Origin of the sequence: Vibrio sp. 11986-1-5 (assembly GCF_963878025.1) — a bacterium.
Classification (GTDB): domain Bacteria; phylum Pseudomonadota; class Gammaproteobacteria; order Enterobacterales; family Vibrionaceae; genus Vibrio; species Vibrio injensis.
Map to the genome: position 1 here is coordinate 45,328 of NZ_CAWNVW010000003.1, position 24,687 is coordinate 70,014.

Below are 24,687 nucleotides of genomic sequence, written 5' to 3' on the forward strand. Positions count from 1 at the left end.
CAAAAAACTCATCACGAATGCTACCATAAATGCCTTTATAACCACCACGACGTTTGATATGAAAAGGCTGATTGTTGATCTCGATGGCACTATCACTACCGCAGATACCTCTGATTATCGTCATGTTTCTCCTAATTTAGCAGTGATTGAACGCTTACGCGAATACCAAGCTCTCGGGTTTAGTATCACCATTTCCACCGCACGAAATATGCGCACTTATGAGGGTAATGTCGGCAAAATCAATATCCATACCTTGCCAATTATTACCGAATGGCTCGACAAGCACCAAGTTCCGTATGATGAAATTCTGGTCGGTAAGCCGTGGTGTGGACAAGCGGGTTTTTATATTGATGATCGCGCTATTCGTCCTTCTGAGTTTGCTACTTTAAGTTTAGATGCCATTAATGACTTACTCGAAAAGGAACGTCACTCATGTTCCTAATTATGTCTGGCGCTTATGTAGGGCAAGATCTTCGTGCTGAATTTGGGATGATTCCTCCCGCCTTCTTACCTTTAGGAAATCGACGACTTTTCCAGCACCAAATCGCTTTGGTTCCTAAAGGAAAACCAATTTATCTTTCTATTCCTCAGTCCTATCAGGTAGAAGCATTCGATAAACAATGGTTAACCGAACATAACGTTGAACTATTAGCATTACCGGACGATCTCTCTTTGGGTGAATCGTTAATGGCAGCTTTAGCCTTAACCTCTCAATCTTTTGATACGGATCTGAGCATCCTCTACGGTGATACACTACTCACACCTCCAACACAAAAGGATGTGATTACGATTGCTCAGGTGGATAGTGGTTATAACTGGGCAACCATTGATGAAAACAATTCTCAATGGTTGGCAACAGAAGACAGCAATTTGACGAGTCAAAGCCAAGTGGTTAGTGGTTTTTTCAATTTTTCATCACCACGCACATTAATGCGTTGTTTAAGTCAAACCCATTGGAACTTCTTACAAGCATTAAACGTTTACCACAAAACTCTCGGCATTCAAGTCAGTCAATCTAATGATTGGCTCGATTTCGGCCATGTAAATACTTACTATCGCTCCAAAGCTGAATATACAACGCAAAGGGCGTTCAATGAACTGACAATCACCCCTGACTGGATAGAGAAAAGCAGCGTTAAAGAGCATAAAATTGTGGCGGAATCGCTTTGGTTTCAACACATCCCAAATGAATTAAAACATTTTTCTCCGCAGTTTCTCGGTGAATATACCAAGAACGGCAAAGTGGCATATCGTTTAGAATATCTATATCACAATGCGTTAAATGAATTGTTTGTTTTTGCCCGCCTACCAGAAATGACATGGCGACAAATTTTGCTGCAAATGCGTACTTTTCTTTCTGCTTGTTACTCAATGACCGCACCTGAACATGCCGTTACCGATTCGTTAGAAACGCTGTTTGCTAGCAAAACCGAGCAAAGATTGATGCAGTTCTGTCAAGAACGACAATTCGATTGGACACATCCTTGGACTTATAATCAACACCCACACTTAAGTCTTAAGGCGTTACATGAGGCGTCTTTGCAGCATTTACCAACGAGTCAAGTGGCGACCGTCATGCATGGTGATTTTTGCTTTAGTAATATTTTGTATGACTTTCGTAAAAATCGTATTAAAGTCATCGACCCTCGAGGCATGACGGCAGATAATCAACCCACTATTTATGGGCATATCGAGTATGATATTGCTAAGGTTTGTCATTCAGTGATTGGTTTGTACGATTGGATCATTGCTGGGTATTATCGCGTTGATATCAATAAATACACGATTGAGTTTTCACTGGCCGATACTGATCACCTCTCTGACGTACAGCAACTCTTTTTGGACACACTCTGTGCCGACTACCAGTTGACGGCTAAGGCACTCTACGCGATGCAAATTCAACTGTTTTTATCTATGCTCCCCCTACATAGTGATGATCTTTCTCGACAAAACGCTTTATTAGCCAATGCGTTTCGACTTTATAACTGCATGTTAGAGGCAAAGTAATGATTGTGATCCCGATGGCCGGACTCAGCTCTCGCTTTTTTAAAGCCGGATTTGATAAACCCAAATATATGCTAGATGCTCATGGCAAGAGCCTTTTTGAGCACGCCGTGAGCAGTTTCCAGCACTACTTTCAAAGTGAACATTTTTTATTTATTGTCCGAGATGTCGATAATACCGTCGAATTTGTCAATCAACAGGCACAAACATTGGGCATCCGCTCCTTTAGTGCCAAGTTGTTGACCCAAGAAACTCGGGGCCAAGCAGAAACAGTCTTTATCGGTATTGAGGATGAGGGTGATCAAGAACAATCACTCACCATTTTTAATATCGATACCTTTAGACCTGGGTTTGTTTTCCCTAGCGAACTCGCTCACTGGGATGGCTATCTTGAAGTCTTTGATGGCCAAGGTGACAATTGGTCATTTGTCCGGCCACAATCAGCAAACACAACACGAGTGATCGAGACTGCAGAAAAAAGACCCATATCACAACTTTGTTGCACAGGGCTCTATTACTTCGCGTCACTGCAAGACTATCGCGATGCTTATCAGCATTACCTCGCTTTACCACCAGAGTTGTGGGAAAAAGGCGAGCTTTATGTGGCTCCGTTGTACAATTACTTAATTCAGCAAGGTAAACAGATCCATTATCACTTAATCGAACGCGATGAAGTTATTTTTTGTGGTGTTCCTGATGAATATTATGCTTTCTTAAAGCAAGAGCCTTCTGCTTTCAAAGGTTAACACGCTACTTATGAATCGTATTCTTATCATTGGCCCATCTTGGGTGGGCGATATGGTGATGTCGCAATGTTTATATATCACCCTTAAAAAGCAGTATCCTGATGCTTTGATTGATGTCATGGCTCCCGCTTGGTGTAAACCCATATTGGAGAGAATGCCGGAAGTCCATCGCGCATTAGAATTGCCTTTTGGGCATGGCGAATTTAATTTTTTTGCTCGTCGAGCACTTGGCCTATCCCTACGTGGTCAATATGATCACGCCTACGTTCTACCTAATTCTGCTAAATCAGCTCTGATCGCTTGGTTTGCGCGTATCCCTGTACGTACAGGCTGGAAGGGAGAGATGCGCTATGGTCTTTTAAACGATATTCGGAGTAACAAAAAACAGTTCCAATATATGACTGAGCGCTATGTGGCACTGGCTTACGACAAATCAACCATGACTGGCTCTGATGCTTTAGGGGGCTTAGATAAGCTACCAAAGCCTAAATTGACCATTACACCAGAGCAACAGCAAACTACCGCTAGAAAGTTTTCTTTATCCCAAGGTGATACCGTTGGCCTTTGCCCTGGCGCCGAATTTGGCCCCGCCAAACAATGGCCAACCACTCATTACGCCCAAGTTGCCACCTATTTGCTACAGCAAGGTAAGCAGGTATGGTTATTTGGTTCAGCAAAAGACCGCGTGACGACTCAAGCCATTATTGATCAGGTGCCTGAAACGCTTAGAACTCACTTGGCTGATTTGGCTGGAAAAACCAGCTTAATCGAAGCCGTTGATTTACTCTCTTGCTGCCAAACCGTAATCAGTAACGACTCAGGATTAATGCACGTGGCTGGCGCTGCCGGCTGTCAGGTTATCGGTGTTTATGGCTCAACCTCCCCGCATTACACGCCTCCTTTGGCTGAGAAAAGTGCTATTGTCCATACAGACATAGAGTGTCGTCCTTGCTTTAAACGTGAATGCCCTTACGGTCATTTAAAGTGCCTAACTGAGTTAGCCCCACAACAAGTGATCATGGCCTTGCAGACTTTTGAGTCGTCAAGCGTGGAGCTATAACGTGCTGATTCGCTGGCTATACAGTACACTGCTATTACTCGCAGCGCCTTTTATGCTTCGCTCGTTGTATAAACGCAAACCGGGTAAACCGCCTTTTGGCTCTCGATGGCCAGAACATTTTGGTCGAACCCCAAAACTCAATGGCTCAAAAAGCCCAATTTGGATTCATGCTGTATCCGTCGGTGAATCAATAGCCGCCACACCTATTATCCATGCGATTAAACAACATAATCCACAGCAATCGATCATTGTTACCACCACCACCAGTACCGGTGCGCAACAAATTGCTAAATTAGGCAATCTGGTTGAACATCGCTATATGCCGTTGGATTTTTCCTATTGTGTACGTCGATTTTTAAACGTGGTACAACCAAGCCAACTGCTGATCATCGAAACGGAATTATGGCCGAATACGCTGCGCTGTGTTGCTCAGCGCTCAATTCCGATCACAGTAATTAATGCTCGTCTTTCTGAACGATCTTGTCGGCGATATCAACGGTTTCAAGTGGTTTTTGATCAACTAGCCTCACATATTACTAAGCTGTTATGCCAGTATCCAAGTGACGCAGAACGCTTTTTACGGTTAGGTGTTGCAAAAGAAAAAGTCATGGTCACGGGCTCAATAAAGTTTGATCTCAATATCAATCATGAGGTAATCCAAGCCGGTCAGCAGCTTCGCCAGCAATTGGGTCCACATCGCCCAATATGGATCGCCGCAAGTACCCACAAAGGTGAAGATGAACTTTGCTTGGCCGCTCATCGGCAAGTATTGACTATTTACCCAGAAGCTTTGCTGATCCTTGTGCCTCGTCATCCAGAACGTTTTGATACGGTCGCACAACTTTGTAGAGCTGAAGGTTTTACTTTAAGTCGACGAACAGAGCCAATGACTGTAAAGACTCAGATTTATCTTGGAGATACCATGGGTGAGATGCTGACCTTGATTGGTAGTGCAGATATTTGCTTTATGGCTGGGAGCTTATTGGGCAATAAAGTCGGAGGGCACAATCCACTAGAGCCAGCAGCGTTAGCAAAGCCGATACTTAACGGCCCCAGTTATTATAATTTCAGTGAAGTGACAGAGGCTTTATTAACAGCGAATGCGGTACGCCTTTGCGCTTCAACTGAAGAAATTGCTGACACCCTGATTGAGCTATTCAGTCATCCTGATGCTGCTCGTGAGCAGGGGCAAAAAGCCGCGCAAGTAGTCGCAGCCAATCGTGGCGCGCTAGCAAAAACCGTAGCGGTTATTTTCTCTACAAATTAAGAGACATAGCCCGCTAATAGTGACTGCCATTGCTGCTTTTGCCAGTGAATACCAAATCGCTGCTGCTCTTTATGAAAAGAGCGCAGCAAACGCTGTAAATTCGCTTCTTTCCACTTTTCACCAGATTGCTGATGGCATTTATCAAAATCGATAATCCATACCTTGTCTTGATCATCAATTAAAATATTATGGATGTTAAGGTCGGTATGATTAACTTGCGCGCGATGCACCTTAGCAATCTCTTGACCTATCAAAAAATAGTGTTGCTCATCGAGGGGGGTTTCCTGCAAAACCGCCACTAGATCACGGGCATTGGTGATTTTTTCACTCAATAAATCGGCTTGATAAACCAGTCCGCGTTTAACCGCTCGCGCGGCTATTGGGCGGGGGACATTCACACCTTGTTGACGTAAATGTGCCAACAGATGGAACTCAGCATAGCTGCGCGTTTTATGCCATCCTTGAAACCAATATTGATCGCTAACTACCTTGCCAAATAATCCACCACGATGGTAATGACGCAACGCCGCCTCTATATGCTGCATAGCAACAAACCACGTCGTTCCTCGCCCCTTAGCACTACCAATGATTTTTTGTTCAGCGTGCCAATAAGCCACATCAAAGAGATCGTGGAGTGGTTCACTAACCCATTGATCGTCATACCAAATCATTTGCTGCTTAAGCGAGCATTGCTTAATCATTATGAGTTATCCTTCATAGACTTATAAATAATGAGTATAGATCAGCACCGTCCATATTAGTCCGGCTAGTAATAATGTCACCATTACCGCCGCAGAGCCGATATCTTTCGCACGCCCACTCAGTTCATGACGCTCAGAACCGACTCTATCCACCACCGCCTCAATCGCTGAGTTAAGCAATTCCACGATCAGCACTAATACTACGCTAGAGAACATCAATAATCGTTCCAATGCAGGCAAATCCAGCAGGCATAAAGTAACGCCAGCAATCACTAGCAATAGCAACTCTTGGCGAATAGCCGCTTCATGTTGAAAAGCGGCTTTTAACCCTTGCCATGAATAACCGGCCGCATTGATGATTCGGCGTAATCCTGTCGCGCTAGATTTTCCGATAAAGGGAGGTTGCATCATGAATCTCTCTTATTTTATGGTGGATTTGAAAAGGCTTATTTTACATTTATCGGTGGACTCTGCATAATTTAGGCTCATTAATAAGTGAGCTTTTTCTATGCCTCTGTTTTCTTCGCCGCCTCAGTCTGTCTGTTTTTTACGCCTTTCAGCGATAGGTGATGTCTGCCATGCCGTCGCCGCTGTTCAAGCTTTGCAAAAACACTGGCCAGACACCAAAGTAACTTGGATCATTGGCAAAGTTGAAGCACAGTTATTACAAGGCTTAGACCATGTCGAACTGATCATCTTCGATAAAAAAGCGGGTTTCGCTGGTATGAAAGCGGTTTGGCAACAATTAAAAGGCCGGCGATTTGATGCCCTCATCCATATGCAGCTTGCGCTGCGAGCCAGCTTACTGACGTTAGGGATTCATGCTCAATACAAAGTGGGCTTTCATCGCCGACGTGCCAAAGAAGGCCAGTGGTTATTCACAAATCGAAAAATTGCCGATCATCAATCTACTCACGTCTTAGACAGCTTTTTGGCCTTTATTGAGTATCTCGGTGTACCTCGCACAGCACCAACATGGTCAATGCCGATTGGTGAGCCAGAACGAGCCTTTGCTCGTCAACAATTACACGATAAGCCAAGCGTGGTGATTTGTCCTGCAGCCAGTAAAGATGAGCGAAATTGGTTAGCCGAGCGTTATGCACAATTTGCCGATTATGTTACCACTCAAGGTTATCAAGTGGTGTTGTGTGGGTCACCTGCCCCACGAGAAGTTCAGTTAGCAACAACAATTTCAGGATTAATGACTCAACCTGTCATCAATCTGGTAGGCGAAACCAGCTTAAAACAATTAACCGCTATACTGGGTGAGGCTAAGTTAGTACTTGCTCCAGACTCAGGGCCAGCCCATATCGCCACAACGCAAGGCACACCAGTACTTGGTTTGTATGCGCATAGTAACCCTAAACGTACCGGGCCTTATTTTAATATTGACGATGTGGTGAGCGTATATGAAAAAAACGTCACTGAGCAACAAGGAAAACCACTTCATGAGTTGGCTTGGAGCACGCGAGCCAAAGGCGCAGATTTGATGCAACAGATCTCGCTAGCAGAAGTGATCAAAGCTTTTGAGCGCATGATGTCATCCCAGCGCACTCAAAAAGATAAGCGCCACTAACGGCAATTCAACCATAACCCTTAAGGTGCTTTTTAATGCGAATTCTAATTTTTAGCTCTTATCATGATGCGTGGAATAGTGTCCGTCCTGAAGCGGAAATGTTTATCGAGATCGCCAAACTTGGTCACGATGTGACGGTTATGACTCAAGGAGATTCAGAATATCTTCCTCGTTTTAAAGAAAACGGTATCAAAGTTATCGATTGTTACCCAAGTAAGAAAATTTGCTGGAAAGCAATTCAAACCTTACGCACTGAATTAGCTAAATATCACTATGATATTGTCTACGCAATGAATTCAAGAACCATTCCTAATGCTGCGTTTGCTTGTATCGGTTTTAAACACACGAAATTGGTTACTTATCGAGGTACCGTCGGTGGATTATATCGCCATGACCCCACCGCTTATCTCACTCACCTACATCCACGCGTCAACGGAGTGGTCTGCGTTGCTGAGGCGGTGGCTAATGATGTCAAATCGCGAGTGTGGAAAAACAAGCAAAATGTGGTGACGATTTATAAAGGTCATGATATTGCTTGGTATCAAGCGCAACCTATAAACTTAAGCAGCTTAGGCCTCCCTGATGATGCGTTTTGTGTCATTTGCATTGCCAATGCTAGATTAAGTAAAGGCGTGCATATTTTACTCGATAGCACCAAACAACTGGCTGATTTGGGTAATTTACACCTTCTCTTGGTTGGCCGAGATATGCAGACCGAGCAAAACTTATTATTAGCCAAATACAGTGGTATGCAAGAACGTATTCATTTTCTTGGTTACCGTAAAGATGTCCCAGAATTACTCGCCGCGAGCGCTGTACAAATCCAACCCTCAATCAGCGGAGAAGGACTACCTAAAACGATCATTGAAGCCATGGCGATGGGTATCCCTTCTGTGGCAACCACGACGGGGGGAGGGAAAGAATTATTGGTTGATGGTGAAAGTGGCTTTATTGTCCCAGTACAAGACCCCACAGCGATTGCCGAAAAAATTCGTTTACTCTACCAATCACCTGAGCTACGTCAATTGATGGGACAACGTGCTCAACAGCGGATGATTAATGACTTTTCTTGCCAAGAAAGCGCTAAACAACACCTAGACTTTTTTCAGCGGTTATTAGGGTCTGTTGACCTTTCGAGCTGATAATATTGAATCGCGAAAAGGCAACAGATCCTATATTCGTAATTAAAAACTTTGAGCTTGTGAATGACATAAACTCATCCACTTATTTTTGGGGATAACTACTATGGCAGATTCAATGCCAACACTCGCAGTAGCACTGATTGTAAAAAATGAAGCTAAGCATTTGCAAGCGTGCCTAGAAACCGTTGCTGATTGGGTCGATGAAATTGTGATCCTTGATTCAGGCAGTACCGATGACACTGAACAGATTGCTCGCCGTTTCACCGATAAATTTTTTGTTAATCGTGATTGGCAAGGTTTTGGCCCTCAACGCCGCTTAGCTCAACAATATGTAACGGCCGATTATGTACTGTGGCTAGATGCCGATGAGCGCATTACCCCAGAGTTAAAACGCTCGATTCAACAGGCAGTGCAAGCCAATGAAAACCAAACACTCTACAGTATTTGTCGTCTAAGCTGGGTTTTTGGGCGATATATTCGTCACTGCGGCTGGTATCCCGATAGGGTTGTACGCTTGTACCCAACCGCATTGACGCACTACGATGAATCACTAGTACATGAAAAGGTCATAATTCAACCGGACATGCAAGTAAAATCCCTGCAAGGCGATGCGATTCATTACACCTATAATGATATTCACCATTACTTAGTAAAATCTGCTGGTTATGCGAGAGCATGGGCGGAACAACGGCAAAAGCGCGGTAAAAAAAGCAGCATCAGCCAAGGTATTTTACATGCACTGGGCTGCTTTCTTAAAATGTACGTTATTAAAGCTGGCTTTTTAGACGGTAAGCAAGGTTTCTTGCTGTCGTTATTATCGGCACATTCAACCTTTGTTAAATACGCCGATTTATGGGTTAGAACCCAAACTGAGCCGCCCAAGGATTAAGCTCGACGAGCACCTGATCGATCTCGATTCGGCTCATATCGGCTTGATCCTGTTTTGATTCTGCTGGTGGTGGAGTAAACGCAATATGGCGGCCTGATGAATTTAAAGGCAGCCAACGTAATGGGGTTGATGAACGTTTGGCGGGAAAAAAACCTACTGTTGGTACATCCAAAGTAGCAGCGATATGCAGTGGTCCGGTTGAGCCAGCAATAAACAGATCCGCGCAGGCGATTGAGCGAGTAAAATCCACCAGCCCGTCATTTTTATCATACAACGCGGAAGTGGCGCCTTGTCGCTCTAATAAAGCTTTTAACTCCGCCGCTTTCGCTTCCTCTCCCGGTCCAGCCGTCAGAACTATCTCTTTCTCGCCTTGAATACCTAGTAATAACTGGGCGTATTGCGAGAGAGAGAGGTTATTCGCTGAACCACCGCTGCCAGCATGAACAAATAGCCACGGCTGATTAATGTTCAAGTTCAACTGCTCCGCAAGTTTCTGTTTCTGGTTCGCTATCAATGCTGGTTCAAATTGCAAATAAGGAGCTTGAGGTTCAATGATCGGCTGGCCAATGTCCTGCAAAAAAGCTCGGATCAGATCGAGATTATATTGATATTCTGGTTTTGCAGATTGAGAACGCTGCTGCTTAATCCGTTTATTATAAAAAATCTGCGCCAATTTGGTCGCTGGAGCAAGACGATAGGGTATGCCCGCTTTCCAGACTAAAAGAGCGTTATAAGTGGTTGAGAATAGATTGATCGAAGCATCAAAATTGTGCGCTTTTATCGCTCGTAAACACTGTTTTTTTTGCTCAGGGGAGCCATTTTTCGTTGGATCAATCAATACCTCATCAATCCATGGACACAGTTTAGCCAGTGCCTCTGTATAGTGCGGGACCAATGCCGTAATCTGACAATCGGGCATGGCGTTTTTTAACATTGCAAAGCTTGGCCAAGCCAGCATAAAGTCGCCAATTTTATCGTTACGAATTACCAATATTTTTTTCATGATTCTTTTTCTCACCAGCTCGTTAGCCGCTCTATCATACCGAGTTGAATAGGTTATTGAGAGTATTTTTGCTACTATCACACTAAGTTAATCAGTTGTGAGTCACTGTCGTGAGCCAAAAACGCATTTCTAGGGTTATTTATCCCGGTACTTTTGATCCGATCACCAATGGACACTTAGATATTGTTGAACGTGCCGCCAGTATGTTCGATGAAGTGATTATTGCGGTAGCAGCAAGTCCCAGTAAAAACACCATGTTTACTCTGGATGAACGGGTCGCATTTACCCAAGCGGTGACTCAGCATTTACCCAATGTCACCAGTAAAGGCTTTAGCGGTTTAATGGTCGATTTTGCCCGCGCCGAACAAGCTAACGTGTTGATCCGTGGCCTTAGAACCACAGTAGATTTTGAATATGAATTTGGCCTAACCAATATGTATCGCCGCTTAATGCCGGGGTTAGAAAGTGTGTTTTTAACCCCAGCAGAAGAATACGCGTTTATTTCATCGACCATTGTCCGTGAAGTGGCAATTCATGGTGGCAATGTTGATGGCTTTGTTCCTGCCGTTGTCGCGCACGCTTTGCACAATAAAAAACAAATTTAGCGCTGACAAGCATCGCAAAAAAAGGTGTTGCGCTGAGCGATCTTTTGCTCAGTGATCGATTCTGCACAAATGGGACAAGGTTTACCGCCTTTGCCATACACTTGCAGCTCTTGGGCAAAATAGCCGGACTTGCCATCGGCTTGCGAGAAATCTTTCAAGGTTGTGCCACCTTGCTCAATGGCCGTCGCGAGTACGGCTTTAATCTCGCTAACCAAGCATTGCCATTCAAGGTTCGATAAGCTGTGCGCTGGTCTTAAAGGGTGGATTTTGGCTTTAAACAGCGATTCATTAGCGTAGATATTGCCCACCCCAACCACGTTTTTATTATCCATAATAAACGCTTTTATCGCTAAGCGTTTATTATGCGCGCGTTTAGCAATCGTCTCGGCATTAAACGCGTCGGTCAATGGTTCAGGCCCCATATGTTCAAGTAAGGGGTGACGCTCTCCGGAAGCAATATAGAGCCAAGCGCCAAAGCGGCGAGGATCGTGATAGCGCAGTAACTTGCCATTCGCAAGAACAAGATCAACGTGATCGTGCTTACCTGCTGGGAAATCTGCGTCTAATACTCTCAGGGCTCCCGACATACCGAGATGAATAATCGCACTGCCTGCCTTGGTTTCGATAAATAGATATTTGGCGCGGCGTGAAATGGCAACAATCTTCTGACCTTCGAGCTGAATTAACTGATGGGGAATAGGCCAACGCAACTTTTCACAGCGCCAAGTCACTGCAGCGATGGTTTGACCCACTAAATGCGGCGAAATGCCTAAACGACTAACTTCAACCTCGGGTAATTCAGGCATCATAGCTCCAAGATGGTTTACGAATTAAGATCTTAATGACTGGATGAAGGGAAAAGATAATCGGCTTCCACTGAGATAGCAATCCACTTATCTTGCCAGTTTTTAAATAGCCAAAACTGCGGTGCTTGATAATAAGTGATCCGTTGTGGCTCTTCCAGATCTTGATACCAGACTTCGATGGTTTGTGGTCCTATCAAGCTCGGTTGCAATGAACGTACGGTTTGTTCATCAACCTCAGTACCGACTAAAGCTTGCCAGCGCTGCACTAGCTGTTCAGGTGTTGCATCAATCGAAGAAGTTACTTGCCACTCACCTTGATCTAGCGTCAGCTCAAACGCTCGTGTATAAACGGCCTGTAATGGTGCATTCGGAATAAATAAACTTGGGTAAATTTGCTCTTCACTGTTGTTAGACATCAGATAAGATTTAAGTAATGGCGGTAAGTTTAACACCCCAATAAACAGCAGTACCAAGATAATCAGGATATTGTTCCATCGCCGACGACGATGAGGGGCAATACGCATGCAGCATTCCTTAGCTGATGAACAGGATGAACTAAGAATAGAATAGCAAAGTAGGTAGCTAGGTTCTAGGTTCTAGGTTCTAGGTTCTAGGTTCTAGGTTCTAGGTTCTAGGTTCTAGGTTCTAGGTTCTATTTTATCCACATAAAGAAAAACCCAACCAAATTGGCTGGGTTTTCGCTACTTTTACAACAGAATGCGCAATCAATTACTTGATTTTGCCTTCTTTGTAAACAACGTGCTGGCGAACTACTGGATCAAACTTTTTGATCTCAAATTTGCCTGGCATGTTGCGCTTGTTCTTGTCAGTTGTGTAGAAGTGACCAGTACCTGCAGAAGATATTAGTCGGATTTTCTCACGAATGCCTTTAGCCATTGCTCAATTCCTCTTAAACGTTTTCGCCACGTGCACGGATATCAACAAGAACAGCATCGATGCCTTTCTTATCAATGATACGCATGCCTTTAGCAGTTAGACGTAGTTTAACAAAACGTTTTTCGCTCTCTACCCAGAAACGATGAGTTTGTAGGTTCGGCAGAAAACGACGCTTAGTAGCATTTCGTGCGTGTGAACGGTTGTTACCCGTTACTGGACGCTTACCAGTTACTTGGCATACTCGGGACATGAATGTCTTCTCCAAATCGTTTCAGCTCGATATCAACCTTGGTGGCCGAACCTCGTTCTCGATGTATTAAGAAGTTTGAGGTTAAAAACCGTTATGGAAAATCCATACAAGGCTATCAAAGGTCGCGTATTATACTAACTTGACATGCATTGCTCAAGACCCGAACAGATCCTTTTTACGGATTTGGTGATCTTTTTTAAGCAGAGCTGAGTTTAGGTTGATAATTTAGTGCGCGAATCATACCAGAATAATCTTAAGTCACAACATAAAATATCCGTCAAATCCATCCTAGTTCTGCAAAGGAAACCACCTCACCATCACCAATCACAAAGTGGTCAAGCACTCGAATATCCACTAACTGCAAGGCTTCTATCAAACGCTGAGTAATTCGGCGATCCGCTTGGCTTGGTTCAGCAATACCAGAAGGATGGTTATGCGCCAGAATTAACGCCGCCGCATTGAGTTGCAACGCCCGCTTGACGACTTCCCTAGGGTAAACACTAGCGGCATCAATTGTCCCTTCAAATAAGATTTCATCTTGGATAACACGATGTTGATTATCGAGAAAAAGAATATAAAAGGCTTCACGATGACGATCGCGTAGCACACTGGTTAAATATAACTTGGTTTGTTGGGGGCTAGTCAACGCGTCACCGCGCTTTAACGTTTCAGCCAAGTAACGCTGAGTCATTTCTAAGACCGCTTGTAATTGAACAAATTTTGCTTCTCCCAATCCTTTATGTGCACAAAACTGATCTTTACTGGCAGAAAACAAAGCGCGCAATGAACCAGATTGACGTAATAAAAAATCCGCCAATTCTAAGACATTCATCTCTGGCGTACCGGTGCGTAAAAAAATGGCTAACAGTTCAGCATCAGATAACGCTTGCGGTCCTCTGATAAGTAATTTTTCCCGTGGCATTGATTCGACAGGAAGATCTTTAAGGCCCATGATTCAGATCCAAGTCTGCTAAATAGGGGGGCGAAGTGGCGCTCTCTCACCACAAAGCAACCGATTATTTAAACTAGATTAATGTCGCACATGAGCTCTTTTATAAGCCAAGAATAGACTCAGGCCAAATGGGCCTGAGTAACGATGGGAATAAGATCAATCTCGGTGGTAACTCATTTGTTGATTAAAGCTTAAAGTGACTGACGAGATTCCCCATTTGTTGTCCTGAGGACGCTAAGCGTGAGCTGATCGATTCTGAGTGCTGTAAATTATCACTCAACTGGTTAACGATTTGCTGAATCGCGACCAAGTTCTGATTGATGTCTTCGGCTACCGCACTTTGCTGCTCTGCCGCTGATGCGGTTTGAATTCCCATATCTTGAATTAAACCGACGGCTTGTGAAATTCCAGCCAAACTCTGTTTGATATGCATTGATTCTTCAGCGGTTTTTTCTCCCCGCTTTTGACTGACATTCATACTATCAACGGCTTTACTGACTCCTTGATGGAGAAATTTAAGCATCTCACCGATCTCTTGCGTGCTATTTTGTGTCCGACTGGCCAACGAACGAACTTCATCAGCGACCACGGCAAAACCTCGGCCTTGTTCTCCAGCTCGCGCCGCTTCAATGGCGGCATTTAATGCCAGTAGGTTTGTCTGCTCTGCAATTTCACCGATCACATTCAAAACTTGAGTAATTTTATCAGTACGCTGACTCAGATCTTGAATCGCATCAGAAGTCAGGTTGACCTCTCGCACCAATTCACCGATCCCTTCAATTGCACTATTCACTTCATGTTGGGCGTCTCGGATTTGACCATTAGCTGATTCAATCGCTTGCGAAGTCGCATTGGTATTATTCGCCACTTCTCGTGCGGTGGCACTCATCTCTGTCACCGCGGTCACAACTTTATCTGTTTCAAGGCAGTGGCTGTTCATTTTCTGATTAGATTGCGTGGTTTGTGTATCTAACTCTCCGGCAGCCAATTGCACTTCTTGTGCCGATTCTCGTAACTGTTTGATCATCGGGTGGAGTTTATCCATAAAGGCATTAAACGCTTTGGCAACCTCACCAATTTCATCTTGGCTTTCGACTTTTAGTCGAGCGGTTAAATCCCCTTCACCAGCCGCCACGTCTTGCAGTGAGGCAACCACGTGCTGTAATGGCGCAACACCCTTAGCCACCAACGCGCTAACCACCATACTGGTGATCAATAATCCAACTAACGATAAACCAATCGTTGACCACATTTGCTCTTTCGCTTGGTCTTGACGCAATACTTGAAATTGGGCGACTTGTGCATCGATATCATCAATATAAATTCCAGTGCCCAGTACCCAATCCCATTTAGGTAAATACTCGGCATAGCCCAGTTTGGGCGCTTGCGCATTAATCGTCGGTTTATGCCAAGAAAAATACAGAAAACCATCACCGGATTTCGCGGCGCGGATCAGCCCAGCAATCACTGGCACGCCATTTTCATCTTGCAAACCATAGAGATTTTTTCCTTCCAGAGAGGGATTGATGGCATGCAAGGTATTGACACCTTGTGAATCATAAGCAAAAAAGTAACCATCACTTTCAAAACGCATTGCTTTCAGTAAGGTTTTTGCTGCAGCTTGATTCTCACCATTACGATCACTCTCATACAGGGACTGAACCGCAGTCACACCCATCATTAAATACGCTTGCAACTCAGCTTTACGAGTCTCGACCAATTGCTCGCGATATTGGGTTAATTCTTGTTCGAGTGCGCGCGCGTTACTCCAATAATTCACCATGGTCATTAATCCAGTGATCAGCATCAATGGAATCAACGTCAATAATAGCAATTTGGTTCTGCTCTTTAACGAGATCATTCTGTCATCCTAATTAGCTTTTTGTTGTTTTTATGATGCAGAAAAAATCGCAATATATCTGTGAGTCCCCGTGAAATTTGACGATATTTAGGCCAACCAATTGGTTTTTTGTTCGGCGTAAAATGAGAAAATCCTCATAACTATTGATAAACCATATAATTCAGAGAGAAAATGCAGCGAACACGGCAGCCACATATTTCGGGAGTTGTGCTAACATAACTCGCAGAATTTTCGAGGAATCCAGATGCAAACATTAGCAGGAAAACATATTCTGCTTGGCATTAGTGGCGGCATTGCGGCCTATAAATGCGCAGAATTAACCCGTCGCTTACGCGAACGAGGCGCGGAAGTCCGTGTGGTGATGACCCATGCGGCAAAAGAATTTATTACCCCTTTAACCATGCAAGCCGTCTCGGGGCATCCTGTTGCAGATAGCTTACTTGATCCTGCTGCAGAAGCGTCCATGGGGCATATCGAGTTAGCTAAATGGGCGGACTTGGTATTATTAGCGCCGGCAACGGCGGATCTTATCGCACGTTTGGCGGCCGGGATGGGCAATGATTTATTGACCACTTTGGTGCTTGCGACCGATGCTCCCGTGGTGATTTCACCCGCCATGAACCAACAGATGTACCGTAATCAAGCAACACAAGATAATATCGCGACCCTCGTGCGACGCGGCGTTTCGGTATGGGGGCCTGCCGCTGGAGAACAAGCCTGTGGCGATATCGGGCCGGGACGTATGCTTGAGCCACTCGAATTGGTTGAGCGCTGTAACGTTTTTTTTGCGCCTAAACCTTGGCTGGGGAAAAAACTGTTGCTTACTGCAGGACCGACACGCGAAGCGTTAGATCCCGTTCGTTATATTACTAATCACAGTTCAGGCAAAATGGGCTTTGCCATTGCCGAGGCAGCGGCTACTCTAGGCGCTGAAGTGACGTTAATCAGTGGGCCGGTTACCTTAACAACGCCTGCCAAAGTGAAGCGGATTAATGTTCAGAGTGCACTAGAGATGCACGCAGCGGTGATGGATCATGCCCAACAACATGATGTCTTTATCAGCTGTGCAGCGGTCGCGGACTATCGGCCTGACGTCGTCGCTACGCAAAAAATCAAAAAAACGGAACAGAGCGATACACTGTGTATCACTATGGTTAAAAACCCAGATATCGTAGCTTCGGTGGCGGCATTAACCGAACGCCGCCCTTTCACAGTAGGGTTTGCCGCAGAAACACAGGATGTGGAAAAATACGCTCTAGGAAAATTGACCAAGAAAAAGCTGGATATGATTTGTGCCAATGATGTCTCTGTTACTGGCCAAGGTTTTGATAGCAACGACAATGCACTGACAGTGTATTGGTCCAATGGTCAACACGCTTTGCCACTCAGCAGCAAACGTGAGTTAGCCCAAGCGTTAATGTTATTCATTCATCGCCATCTATAGTAGATACGCATGAGTACTCGCTTTGCCAGTAAGTTTATCATCGCACAACCACTCGTTAGCGAGGAACCCACTTAGCTAACTCGGCAAAGCTTGCCGCTTATTATCTCGCTATCAATGGTCATCAAAGGAAATCGGGTTATGGCTGGTAACAAAAAAATCAATCGCCGTGAAGAAATACTCCAAGCATTGGCACAAATGCTGGAATCCCATGAAGGTGCCTCGCGCATCACGACGGCCAAACTCGCTAAGCAAGTCGGCGTATCGGAAGCCGCTTTATATCGTCATTTTCCCAGTAAAGCGCGAATGTTTGAGGGGCTGATTGAATTTATTGAAGAATCACTCATGTCACGTATTAATCGTATTTTGGATGAAGAAAAAGACACGTTAAATCGCATTCGCCTCGTTGTGCAGCTGATTTTAGCCTTTTCCGAACGTAACCCTGGTCTGACGCGAATTTTATCCGGTCATGCTTTAATGTTTGAAAATGAGCGGCTGCGAGAGCGCATTAATCAGTTGTATGAACGAATCGAAACGTCTCTGCGCCAGATTTTACGCGAACGTAAACTGCGTGAAGGGAAATCGTTTCCTGTCGATGAGAGCATTTTAGCGGCACAATTACTCGGCCAAGTCGAAGGAAGTTTAAACCGTTTTGTTCGTTCTGATTTCAAATATCTGCCTACCGCTAATTTCGAGGCGTATTGGGCATTACTGAGTGCACAAATTAAGTAGTAATTACCATGACAAATCCCAAAAAATACGGCAAACCAGAATTTTCAGTGGCATTACTGCACCCTAAATATTGGGGTGTATGGCTGGGCTTTGGTTTTCTCGCACTGATTGTTAATCTCCTTCCTTATTCATGGCTATTAAATATTGGCCGTAGCCTAGGCCAATTTGCTATGCGCTTTGGTAAAAAGCGGGTACATATTGCGCAGCGAAACCTCGAATTGGCTTTTCCAGAGATGACCGCCACTGAGCGCCAGCAGTTTGTGATTGAGAACTTTAAAAATACCGGCGCAGCACTGATTGAAACGGGTATCACTTGGTTTTGGCCAACGTGGCGTTTTAAAACCTTATTGGTTGAAAAAGATCTTTCCGCGCTGCGAAAACATGACCAAAACAGCCGAGGCGTACTATTGTGTTGTGTGCACGCGTTAAATTTAGAAATTACCGCTCGAGGTTTCGCGGTATTAGGATTACCTGGTTATGGCGCATATCGACCACATTCAAACCCTGCCTATGAATTCATTCAATATCGGGGACGAACACGTAATGGTAACCAATTAATTGATCGCACTGATTTAAAGCAGATGATTCGAGTACTCCGCCAAGGCGCACGCCTTTTTTATCTGCCCGATCAAGATTATGGACATAATAAGTCTGTGTTTGTGCCTTTCTTTGCCGTGCAAGAAGCCTGTACTACGACAGGTACCAGCATTTTAGCTTATACCAGCCACTGTGCGATTGTCATGGGCTCTGGTTTTCGCAATACACAAGGTCGCTATGAACTAATGGCCGATCTGTCTGTTGAGACCGACTATCCACAAAAGGATGAAACGACGGCGGCGGCTTATATGAATAAGTACGTTGAACAGGTTATCTTACGTGCTCCAGAACAATGGATGTGGCTGCATAAACGATTTAAAACCTTACCAGATCCTGAATTAAGGGACAGTCGCTACGCCTAAATGATTTGCCTGCGCTATTCATTTGCCGGCACTACTTTCTGCGACGAAAAGAGCTTTATCAGCGCATGATCTGAATCATAGGTATTAAAAAGGGAAGTCCGTTACACTGGCTTCCCTTTTTCATTTCTCACTCTTGCCATTTATGTATAACGACCAATTTGTGATGTTACTGGCGGTGTTTGAACGCGCGGCCCTACTGCTGATGGTGCTGTTTTGGTTAACACGCTTGCACCTGATTCAAACCATAGTACAAAAGACCGATCGCCGGCCCGCGGAAACCACCTTGCTGGCGGCGCTGTTTATCGGTTTTGCCCTGTTTAGCACTTATACTGGAGTCAATGTGGATGGTTCTTTGGTCAACGTACGGATTATTGCCATTGTCGCCGGCGGTATTTTGTTTGGCCCTTGGGTTGGGGTCAGTGCCGGCGTCGTTTCTGGGCTGCATCGCTACTTAATTGATATTGATGGCCCCACTTCACAAGCCTGCTTGATTGCTAGCATAGTGGCGGGATTATTATCGGCGTTGATCCATTATCGAGCTGACAAAGCTCACTATGCTCGCTACGGTATTTTGGTCGGCATGGCGTGTGAAGCGCTCACCATGGGACTGATAGTATTGCTTGCCGAAGATAATCAGTTGGCTTATAGCATTGTCAGCCACATCAGCTTTCCGATGATCGCGGGCACCTTATCTATTGGCTTGATTATTCAGTTGGTACAACACCTAGATGATGAAAAAGAGCGTCTTGCTGCCCAGCAAGCCAAACAAGCGTTACATATTGCCACGCAAACTTTGCCCTATTTTCGCCAAGGTGGCCGTTCGGCTTTAACGAAAGGCTGCCAAGTCATTTTGCAAAACACACAAGCCGATGCGGTTGCGATCACCGATACGCAAGATGTCCTAGCTTATGTCGGCATCGGTGAAGAAGAGTACCTCGATGCGCATCATCAAATTAGCGAACTGACCCAACAAGCGGTCAAACTCGGCCAACAAATCATCAGTAATAATTTGAATCTACATAACTTTCGCTCTTTGTTGATCATTCCGTTGTGGGAAAATCAACAAGTCGCTGGCACCTTAAAGATTTTTTATCGCCAACCGAATCGTATTCGTCGCCCACTCAAAGAGATGGCGATTGGTTTATCACAGCTGATCTCCACGCAATTAGAAGTCTCTCGAGTGGAACAATTAAAAGAAATGGCCAGCCAAGCCGAATTTTCTGCCCTGCAAAGCAAGATCAATCCTCATTTTCTGTTTAATGCGTTAAATGCGATATCCAGCTTGATTCGTCTGCGCCCCGATGAGGCGCGCAGCTTAATTGGTAATTTAGCCGACTTCTTACGCTATAATTTGCAGCGCACACAAATTCTCATCCCATTAGAGGATGCGTTAAAGCAAGTGCGCGACTATGTGGCCATTGAACAAGCTCGATTTGGGCGTAAACTGCAGGTGCATTTTGATGTTGAGCCGGTCGCAATTTCGATTGCGCCGCTTTTGATCCAACCTTTAGTAGAAAATGCCATTCAACATGGTTTTCAGCCTTCGGCACACGCCTGCGAGGTGACGATCAAAGTACGCAAAACTGCGCAAGGTGCGCAAATTACCATCACAGATACAGGAGTAGGCATCGCCGCAGAACTGATTGATAAGCTGTATCAAGGTGACATAGACAGCCAGCATATTGGCTTAATGAACGTTCATCAGCGATTGCAGTTACTGTACGGTCAAGGGCTACATATTAAACGGTTAAACCCCGGCACACAAATTCGCTTTGATATTCTCACTAAGGGGAAAACATGCTACGCGCAATAGTGGTTGAGGATGAATATCTGGCTCAAGAGGAGCTGCGTTATTTAATTGCCAAACACAGTGATATTGAGATTATCGCCAGCTTTGACGATGGTTTGTCAGCGTTAAAATATCTACAAAACCATCCGGTAGAGGTGCTGTTTTTAGATATTAATATGCCCGCGATGGATGGCATGTTATTGGCTCGTAGTCTGCCAGCGGCCATTCGACCTCCTTATATTATTTTCACCACGGCCTACAAAAAACACGCGGCAGAAGCCTTTGAACTCGACGCTTTTGATTATTTGTTAAAACCGCTCAATGAGCAGCGAGTGCAAAACGTGCTCGATAAGTTACAACAGGCACAGTCGATCAAGCAGCCGCAGCCAAGCAGTGCGCCGCTGCACCTTATGCGTGAGAATCGGATTCGGATCACCGAGCCTGAGCAGGTCATTTACGCCATGGCGAAAGAGAAAATTACTCTGGTGTATTGTGAAGATGGCGAGTTTTATGTGCCGTATCCGATCAGTGAGCTTTGTGACCAGTTGCCGGCGCAGCACTTTTTCCGCTGTCATCGCTCTTATTGTGTCAATCTCACTCGCGTGCAGGAGATCATCCCTTGGGTAAACAGTACTTACCTCCTGCACTTACAAGGTACGCAAAGCGAAATCCCGGTCAGCCGGAGTAATTTAAAAACCTTCCGCGAGCGAATGCAATTGTAATTCATGCCAAATAATTGCATTTGATGCGCGAGTAATGCAGCTCATTTTATCTTGCTTTAACCCTATTGCAGCTAGGGGATTTAGGCTCGTATCTTAACGGTAGTTCTTACCCATTTTGTTATGGAGTACCGTTTATGTTAGGCATGATATCCCCCCGATTACGGACCTTAATTGGTACCATTATTGCGCAATTTGCCCTTGGCTCTGTGTATACTTGGAGCTTATTTAATGCTCCGCTGGCGGAAAAACTAGCCGCCCCAGTCAACCAAATTGCCTTCTCTTTTGGTCTTTTGACTTTAGCCCTAGCCTTGGCCTCATCTGTCTCGGGCTTACTGCAAAAACGTTTTGGCGTGCGCCGAGTGACGATGGCAGCAGGCTTATTATTAAGCCTAGGTTTACTCTGGGCAGGACAAGTGACTCAAGTGTGGTTGCTGTATGTCAGTGCGGGGTTAATCCTTGGCTTTGCCGATGGCACTGGTTACTTAATGACATTATCCAACTGCGTGCGGTTTTTCCCGGAACGTAAAGGCCTAGCTTCAGCTTGTGCTATCGGCGCTTATGGCCTCGGCAGCTTAGGGTTTAAGTACATTAATTTATACTTTCTTGAACACAGCAACGTGAGTATGACCTTTACCATATGGGCTCTGATTGCCGGCAGTTTGGTGGTATTGGGTGGATTACTGATGCATGACGCCCCCGTGCAAGCGCCAAGCTCATCGAGCAGCACAAGCAGCCAAGATTACTCGCTACAGCAAAGTACCAAAACACCTCAGTTTTGGTTATTGGCAACGGTATTTTTTACCATTTGTATGAGCGGATTATACGTGATTGGCGTTGCGAAAGATGTTGGCGAACTGCAAGTGCATCTCTCCACCGCGGCGGCGGCTTCTTCAGTGGCGATCCTGGCGATGGCGAACCTTGCGGGTCGATTAGTGCTGGGGATTTTGTCTGATAAAATGGAGCGTCGCAAAGTGGTTGGGATAGCACTGCTGATTTGCACGGTAGGCATTAGTACTTTGTTGTTTGTCCCTCTCAATGAAATGCGCTTTTTTATGGCGATTTCTTGTGTTGCCTTTAGCTTTGGCGGCGCGATTACCGTATTTCCAACCTTAGTCAGCGATTATTTTGGGCTAAATTCTCTGACTCAAAACTACGGAGTGATTTACTTAGGCTTTGGTTTGGGTAGCTTCTTTGGCTCTATCGTAGCGTCATTATTCGGTGGCTTCCAAGCGGCGTTCAGTGTCATGCTCATATTGCTTGGTGTGTCCTTATGTATCGCTCTTTGGCTACGGGCCCCAAAAGAGAAAGCATCCGCCACGCTGACTTGGCAGCCATCGCTTCATTCAAGCAGTCGTTAATCACGTCGCACTTAGGCTGCTTAACGTTGCCGCCAGCACCACAGCATATTTCAATAAGCAAAGATGAACAGCAATAAGCAACGGCTCGGTTATAGACTGAGCCGTTGTTTTCTCTAACGGGCTTTATCTAACGGACTTTCTGTTACGGAGTCGTTAAGCGACAACACCATATTGAGCTCGGTAAGCCTCTACTGCAGCTAACTGCACCGGATCTCCCCCTTGCTCTTTTAGATAAGTCACTAGATCGCCCAAGCTAACGATAGAAATAATCTGACAACCAAAATCACGCTCAACTTCTTGAATCGCCGATAATTCGCCTTTACCTTTTTCTTGACGGTCAATCGCTACTAAGACACCGGCCAATTGGGCGCCATTGGCTTGAATGATTTCCATTGATTCGCGAATCGCGGTGCCCGCGGTGATGACATCATCCACCAACATGATCCGACCTTCTAATGGCGAACCAACCAAGTTACCGCCTTCACCATGATCTTTGGCTTCTTTGCGATTAAAGCAGTAAGGAGTATCGATTTGATGGTGATCAGCTAAGGCAACCGCGGTGGTCGTCGCAATCGGAATGCCTTTGTAGGCAGGTCCAAATAACACATCAAATTTAATCCCCGCATCAACCAAAGCAGCGGCATAAAAACGACCTAAACGGGCCAGATCACCACCGGTATTAAACAGCCCAGCGTTAAAAAAGTAAGGGCTTTTACGACCGGACTTCAAAGTAAACTCACCAAATTTCAATACTTGCTTTTCTAAGGCAAACTCAATAAATTCACGCTGGTAGGCTTTCATGAATACTCTCTCGATGTTAAATGGGTTTTGGGTTCTAGGTTCTAACTTCTTGCAATAGATAAAAAAATAGCCCCCTCAACGGGAGCTACTTACTCAATCATTCCGCCAACGCGGCTTTCTGTGCGGCGACAATATCAACAATGCCTTTTTGCGCCGAGGCAAGTAATGCCAGCAACTGCTCATGGCTGAACGGTTCGCCTTCTGCGGTGCCTTGGATCTCGATCATCTTGCCTTCTTCGGTCATGACCACATTCATATCGGTATCAGCGGCAGAATCTTCCACATACTCTAAATCGCATAGGACGTTTTCACCTAAGATACCCACGGATACCGCGGCAACGTGGCTTTTCATCGGACTCGCTTTCAGTTTGCCTTTGGCGACTAAATGCGCGAAAGCATCAGCCATAGCAACACTAGCACCACTGATCGCTGCCGTGCGTGTCCCGCCATCCGCTTGAATCACATCACAATCAACGGTGATCATGATTTCACCCATGGCTTTTAAATCAACCACGGCACGTAAACTACGAGCAATCAGGCGCTGAATTTCCATCGTTCGGCCACCTTGCTTACCATTGGCCGCTTCGCGACGGGTGCGCGAATGGGTGGCTCGTGGCAACATACCATATTCAGCCGTTACCCAGCCTTTGCCTTGACCTTTCAGCCAGCGTGGTACGGTTTCTTCCACCGTTGCGTTACACAGCACTTTGGTATTACCAAATTCAACGAGTACCGAACCTTCAGCGTAAGCCGTATAGTTACGAGTGATTTTAATTGGGCGAACTTGATCTGCAGCGCGGTCATTTGGACGCATGGATAAATGCCTTTTGTGAAGGGAACAACAAGATTGGGGCGAGATTATACTGGAAGTCACGGTAAAATCCTAGGTGCTAGGTGCTAGGTGCTAGGTGCTAGGTGCTAGGTGCTAGGTGCTAGGTGCTAGGTGCTAGGTGCTAGGTGCTAATAAGCAAAACTCAAACGAAATACACAAGCAACCTATGAACACGCGTTTTTTAACTATCTGTACCTCGAAAAAAGTCAGTGCTTATCTAACCTAGGATCTCGTCAGTCTTTGCCGTATTATTGATTTATTGCACTAAAAGCAGACCGACTAATAAAGGATACC

General features: G+C 45.1%; 26 protein-coding genes. 15 read left to right on the plus strand and 11 right to left on the minus strand.

What is annotated here, in order from left to right; translation table 11 throughout:
- The first annotated feature begins 58 nt into the window (after positions 1 to 58).
- From AACS00_RS01340 to waaA, 5 genes are read left to right on the plus strand one after another with little or no spacing between them, the layout of a single operon-like run.
- A complete protein-coding gene (locus AACS00_RS01340; protein ID WP_072670364.1) occupies positions 59 to 442 on the plus strand; it encodes an HAD hydrolase family protein in 384 nt (127 codons plus the stop codon).
- Complete coding sequence (locus AACS00_RS01345) at positions 433 to 2,007, plus strand: phosphotransferase (protein WP_110168245.1); 1,575 nt, start codon at positions 433 to 435, stop codon at positions 2,005 to 2,007. The genes AACS00_RS01340 and AACS00_RS01345 overlap by 10 nt, the downstream gene beginning before the upstream one ends.
- Positions 2,007 to 2,750 (plus strand): glycosyltransferase family 2 protein, encoded by a 744-nt coding sequence (locus AACS00_RS01350; protein ID WP_110168246.1) that lies wholly within the window; start codon positions 2,007 to 2,009, stop codon positions 2,748 to 2,750. The genes AACS00_RS01345 and AACS00_RS01350 overlap by 1 nt, the downstream gene beginning before the upstream one ends.
- A 10-nt stretch (positions 2,751 to 2,760) precedes the next feature.
- Positions 2,761 to 3,810: a lipopolysaccharide heptosyltransferase II gene (gene waaF / locus AACS00_RS01355; protein WP_072670285.1), complete on the plus strand. Its 1,050-nt coding sequence runs from the start codon at positions 2,761 to 2,763 to the stop codon at positions 3,808 to 3,810.
- Position 3,811: 1 nt separating this feature from the next.
- Entirely contained in the window at positions 3,812 to 5,077 is a 1,266-nt protein-coding gene (gene waaA / locus AACS00_RS01360) for a lipid IV(A) 3-deoxy-D-manno-octulosonic acid transferase (protein WP_110168247.1), read from the plus strand.
- On the opposite strand, the gene AACS00_RS01365 is transcribed toward waaA, so the two are convergent.
- Together AACS00_RS01365 and AACS00_RS01370 are read right to left on the minus strand one after the other, a co-directional pair.
- Positions 5,074 to 5,778 (minus strand): 3-deoxy-D-manno-octulosonic acid kinase, encoded by a 705-nt coding sequence (locus AACS00_RS01365; RefSeq protein ID WP_110168248.1) that lies wholly within the window; start codon positions 5,776 to 5,778, stop codon positions 5,074 to 5,076. The two genes, waaA and AACS00_RS01365, sit on opposite strands and share 4 nt — an antisense overlap.
- Positions 5,779 to 5,799: 21 nt before the next feature.
- Positions 5,800 to 6,186 (minus strand): diacylglycerol kinase, encoded by a 387-nt coding sequence (locus AACS00_RS01370; RefSeq protein ID WP_110168272.1) that lies wholly within the window; start codon positions 6,184 to 6,186, stop codon positions 5,800 to 5,802.
- A gap of 100 nt (positions 6,187 to 6,286) precedes the next feature.
- Here AACS00_RS01370 and AACS00_RS01375 point away from each other — a divergent pair, with 100 nt between their 5' ends.
- The 3 genes from AACS00_RS01375 to AACS00_RS01385 all read left to right on the plus strand — a co-directional run bounded on the left by AACS00_RS01375 (position 6,287) and on the right by AACS00_RS01385 (position 9,385).
- On the plus strand, positions 6,287 to 7,354 hold the full coding sequence (locus tag AACS00_RS01375) for a glycosyltransferase family 9 protein (RefSeq protein WP_072670288.1): 1,068 nt from the start codon (positions 6,287 to 6,289) through the stop codon (positions 7,352 to 7,354).
- Positions 7,355 to 7,389: 35 nt separating this feature from the next.
- Entirely contained in the window at positions 7,390 to 8,496 is a 1,107-nt protein-coding gene (locus AACS00_RS01380; protein ID WP_072670289.1) for a glycosyltransferase family 4 protein, read from the plus strand.
- A gap of 103 nt (positions 8,497 to 8,599) precedes the next feature.
- The gene (locus AACS00_RS01385) at positions 8,600 to 9,385 is read left to right on the plus strand and encodes a glycosyltransferase family 2 protein (protein ID WP_110168249.1); all 786 of its coding nucleotides are present in this window, start codon (positions 8,600 to 8,602) and stop codon (positions 9,383 to 9,385) included.
- Here AACS00_RS01385 and AACS00_RS01390 read toward each other — a convergent pair.
- A complete protein-coding gene (locus tag AACS00_RS01390) occupies positions 9,354 to 10,388 on the minus strand; it encodes a glycosyltransferase family 9 protein (RefSeq protein WP_110168250.1) in 1,035 nt (344 codons plus the stop codon). The two genes, AACS00_RS01385 and AACS00_RS01390, sit on opposite strands and share 32 nt — an antisense overlap.
- A gap of 110 nt (positions 10,389 to 10,498) precedes the next feature.
- Here AACS00_RS01390 and coaD point away from each other — a divergent pair, with 110 nt between their 5' ends.
- On the plus strand, positions 10,499 to 10,993 hold the full coding sequence (gene coaD / locus AACS00_RS01395; protein ID WP_110168251.1) for a pantetheine-phosphate adenylyltransferase: 495 nt from the start codon (positions 10,499 to 10,501) through the stop codon (positions 10,991 to 10,993).
- Here coaD and mutM read toward each other — a convergent pair.
- The 6 genes from mutM to AACS00_RS01425 form a co-directional block, all read right to left on the minus strand.
- A complete protein-coding gene (gene mutM / locus AACS00_RS01400; protein WP_110168252.1) occupies positions 10,990 to 11,799 on the minus strand; it encodes a bifunctional DNA-formamidopyrimidine glycosylase/DNA-(apurinic or apyrimidinic site) lyase in 810 nt (269 codons plus the stop codon). The genes coaD and mutM overlap by 4 nt on opposite strands.
- Positions 11,800 to 11,831: 32 nt before the next feature.
- The gene (locus AACS00_RS01405; RefSeq protein ID WP_110168253.1) at positions 11,832 to 12,323 is read right to left on the minus strand and encodes a hypothetical protein; all 492 of its coding nucleotides are present in this window, start codon (positions 12,321 to 12,323) and stop codon (positions 11,832 to 11,834) included.
- A 205-nt stretch (positions 12,324 to 12,528) separates the two neighbouring features.
- Positions 12,529 to 12,696 (minus strand): 50S ribosomal protein L33, encoded by a 168-nt coding sequence (gene rpmG, locus AACS00_RS01410; RefSeq protein ID WP_004397475.1) that lies wholly within the window; start codon positions 12,694 to 12,696, stop codon positions 12,529 to 12,531.
- A 13-nt stretch (positions 12,697 to 12,709) separates the two neighbouring features.
- Entirely contained in the window at positions 12,710 to 12,946 is a 237-nt protein-coding gene (rpmB, locus tag AACS00_RS01415) for a 50S ribosomal protein L28 (RefSeq protein WP_004728407.1), read from the minus strand.
- 277 nt (positions 12,947 to 13,223) lie between these two features.
- Positions 13,224 to 13,898, minus strand: a complete 675-nt coding sequence (radC, locus tag AACS00_RS01420; protein ID WP_072670295.1) for a RadC family protein — start codon at positions 13,896 to 13,898, stop codon at positions 13,224 to 13,226.
- A gap of 184 nt (positions 13,899 to 14,082) precedes the next feature.
- The gene (locus tag AACS00_RS01425; RefSeq protein ID WP_110168254.1) at positions 14,083 to 15,759 is read right to left on the minus strand and encodes a methyl-accepting chemotaxis protein; all 1,677 of its coding nucleotides are present in this window, start codon (positions 15,757 to 15,759) and stop codon (positions 14,083 to 14,085) included.
- A gap of 244 nt (positions 15,760 to 16,003) precedes the next feature.
- On the opposite strand from AACS00_RS01425, the gene coaBC reads away from it, so the two are divergent.
- The 6 genes from coaBC (at position 16,004) to AACS00_RS01455 (ending at position 22,760) form a co-directional block, all read left to right on the plus strand.
- A complete protein-coding gene (coaBC, locus tag AACS00_RS01430) occupies positions 16,004 to 17,203 on the plus strand; it encodes a bifunctional phosphopantothenoylcysteine decarboxylase/phosphopantothenate--cysteine ligase CoaBC (RefSeq protein WP_072670297.1) in 1,200 nt (399 codons plus the stop codon).
- 138 nt (positions 17,204 to 17,341) lie between these two features.
- Complete coding sequence (gene slmA / locus AACS00_RS01435; RefSeq protein ID WP_072670298.1) at positions 17,342 to 17,932, plus strand: nucleoid occlusion factor SlmA; 591 nt, start codon at positions 17,342 to 17,344, stop codon at positions 17,930 to 17,932.
- Between the two features lie 8 nt (positions 17,933 to 17,940).
- Complete coding sequence (locus AACS00_RS01440) at positions 17,941 to 18,891, plus strand: Kdo(2)-lipid IV(A) acyltransferase (RefSeq protein ID WP_110168255.1); 951 nt, start codon at positions 17,941 to 17,943, stop codon at positions 18,889 to 18,891.
- Between the two features lie 163 nt (positions 18,892 to 19,054).
- Entirely contained in the window at positions 19,055 to 20,704 is a 1,650-nt protein-coding gene (locus AACS00_RS01445; protein WP_110168256.1) for a LytS/YhcK type 5TM receptor domain-containing protein, read from the plus strand.
- Positions 20,689 to 21,402 carry a LytR/AlgR family response regulator transcription factor gene (locus AACS00_RS01450; protein WP_110168257.1) on the plus strand — a complete coding sequence of 238 codons (714 nt, stop codon included), beginning with the start codon at positions 20,689 to 20,691 and terminating at the stop codon, positions 21,400 to 21,402. The genes AACS00_RS01445 and AACS00_RS01450 overlap by 16 nt, the downstream gene beginning before the upstream one ends.
- A gap of 134 nt (positions 21,403 to 21,536) precedes the next feature.
- Positions 21,537 to 22,760 carry an MFS transporter gene (locus AACS00_RS01455; protein ID WP_110168258.1) on the plus strand — a complete coding sequence of 408 codons (1,224 nt, stop codon included), beginning with the start codon at positions 21,537 to 21,539 and terminating at the stop codon, positions 22,758 to 22,760.
- Between the two features lie 153 nt (positions 22,761 to 22,913).
- Here AACS00_RS01455 and pyrE read toward each other — a convergent pair whose 3' ends face one another.
- The gene (gene pyrE, locus AACS00_RS01460) at positions 22,914 to 23,561 is read right to left on the minus strand and encodes an orotate phosphoribosyltransferase (RefSeq protein ID WP_072670303.1); all 648 of its coding nucleotides are present in this window, start codon (positions 23,559 to 23,561) and stop codon (positions 22,914 to 22,916) included.
- 97 nt (positions 23,562 to 23,658) lie between these two features.
- Positions 23,659 to 24,375 (minus strand): ribonuclease PH, encoded by a 717-nt coding sequence (gene rph / locus AACS00_RS01465; RefSeq protein WP_072670304.1) that lies wholly within the window; start codon positions 24,373 to 24,375, stop codon positions 23,659 to 23,661.
- Positions 24,376 to 24,687 lie beyond the last annotated feature (312 nt).

Coding starts and splice junctions, on each gene's coding strand:
- AACS00_RS01340 (WP_072670364.1), top strand. CDS start 59: ATGAAAAGGCTGATTGTTGATCTCGATGGCACTATCACTACCGCAGAT.
- AACS00_RS01345 (WP_110168245.1), top strand. CDS start 433: ATGTTCCTAATTATGTCTGGCGCTTATGTAGGGCAAGATCTTCGTGCT.
- AACS00_RS01350 (WP_110168246.1), top strand. CDS start 2,007: ATGATTGTGATCCCGATGGCCGGACTCAGCTCTCGCTTTTTTAAAGCC.
- waaF (WP_072670285.1), top strand. CDS start 2,761: ATGAATCGTATTCTTATCATTGGCCCATCTTGGGTGGGCGATATGGTG.
- AACS00_RS01365 (WP_110168248.1), bottom strand. CDS start 5,778: ATGATTAAGCAATGCTCGCTTAAGCAGCAAATGATTTGGTATGACGAT.
- AACS00_RS01370 (WP_110168272.1), bottom strand. CDS start 6,186: ATGCAACCTCCCTTTATCGGAAAATCTAGCGCGACAGGATTACGCCGA.
- AACS00_RS01375 (WP_072670288.1), top strand. CDS start 6,287: ATGCCTCTGTTTTCTTCGCCGCCTCAGTCTGTCTGTTTTTTACGCCTT.
- AACS00_RS01380 (WP_072670289.1), top strand. CDS start 7,390: ATGCGAATTCTAATTTTTAGCTCTTATCATGATGCGTGGAATAGTGTC.
- AACS00_RS01385 (WP_110168249.1), top strand. CDS start 8,600: ATGGCAGATTCAATGCCAACACTCGCAGTAGCACTGATTGTAAAAAAT.
- AACS00_RS01390 (WP_110168250.1), bottom strand. CDS start 10,388: ATGAAAAAAATATTGGTAATTCGTAACGATAAAATTGGCGACTTTATG.
- mutM (WP_110168252.1), bottom strand. CDS start 11,799: ATGCCTGAATTACCCGAGGTTGAAGTTAGTCGTTTAGGCATTTCGCCG.
- AACS00_RS01405 (WP_110168253.1), bottom strand. CDS start 12,323: ATGCGTATTGCCCCTCATCGTCGTCGGCGATGGAACAATATCCTGATT.
- rpmG (WP_004397475.1), bottom strand. CDS start 12,696: ATGGCTAAAGGCATTCGTGAGAAAATCCGACTAATATCTTCTGCAGGT.
- rpmB (WP_004728407.1), bottom strand. CDS start 12,946: ATGTCCCGAGTATGCCAAGTAACTGGTAAGCGTCCAGTAACGGGTAAC.
- radC (WP_072670295.1), bottom strand. CDS start 13,898: ATGGGCCTTAAAGATCTTCCTGTCGAATCAATGCCACGGGAAAAATTA.
- AACS00_RS01425 (WP_110168254.1), bottom strand. CDS start 15,759: ATGATCTCGTTAAAGAGCAGAACCAAATTGCTATTATTGACGTTGATT.
- coaBC (WP_072670297.1), top strand. CDS start 16,004: ATGCAAACATTAGCAGGAAAACATATTCTGCTTGGCATTAGTGGCGGC.
- slmA (WP_072670298.1), top strand. CDS start 17,342: ATGGCTGGTAACAAAAAAATCAATCGCCGTGAAGAAATACTCCAAGCA.
- AACS00_RS01440 (WP_110168255.1), top strand. CDS start 17,941: ATGACAAATCCCAAAAAATACGGCAAACCAGAATTTTCAGTGGCATTA.
- AACS00_RS01445 (WP_110168256.1), top strand. CDS start 19,055: ATGTTACTGGCGGTGTTTGAACGCGCGGCCCTACTGCTGATGGTGCTG.
- AACS00_RS01450 (WP_110168257.1), top strand. CDS start 20,689: ATGCTACGCGCAATAGTGGTTGAGGATGAATATCTGGCTCAAGAGGAG.
- AACS00_RS01455 (WP_110168258.1), top strand. CDS start 21,537: ATGTTAGGCATGATATCCCCCCGATTACGGACCTTAATTGGTACCATT.
- pyrE (WP_072670303.1), bottom strand. CDS start 23,561: ATGAAAGCCTACCAGCGTGAATTTATTGAGTTTGCCTTAGAAAAGCAA.
- rph (WP_072670304.1), bottom strand. CDS start 24,375: ATGCGTCCAAATGACCGCGCTGCAGATCAAGTTCGCCCAATTAAAATC.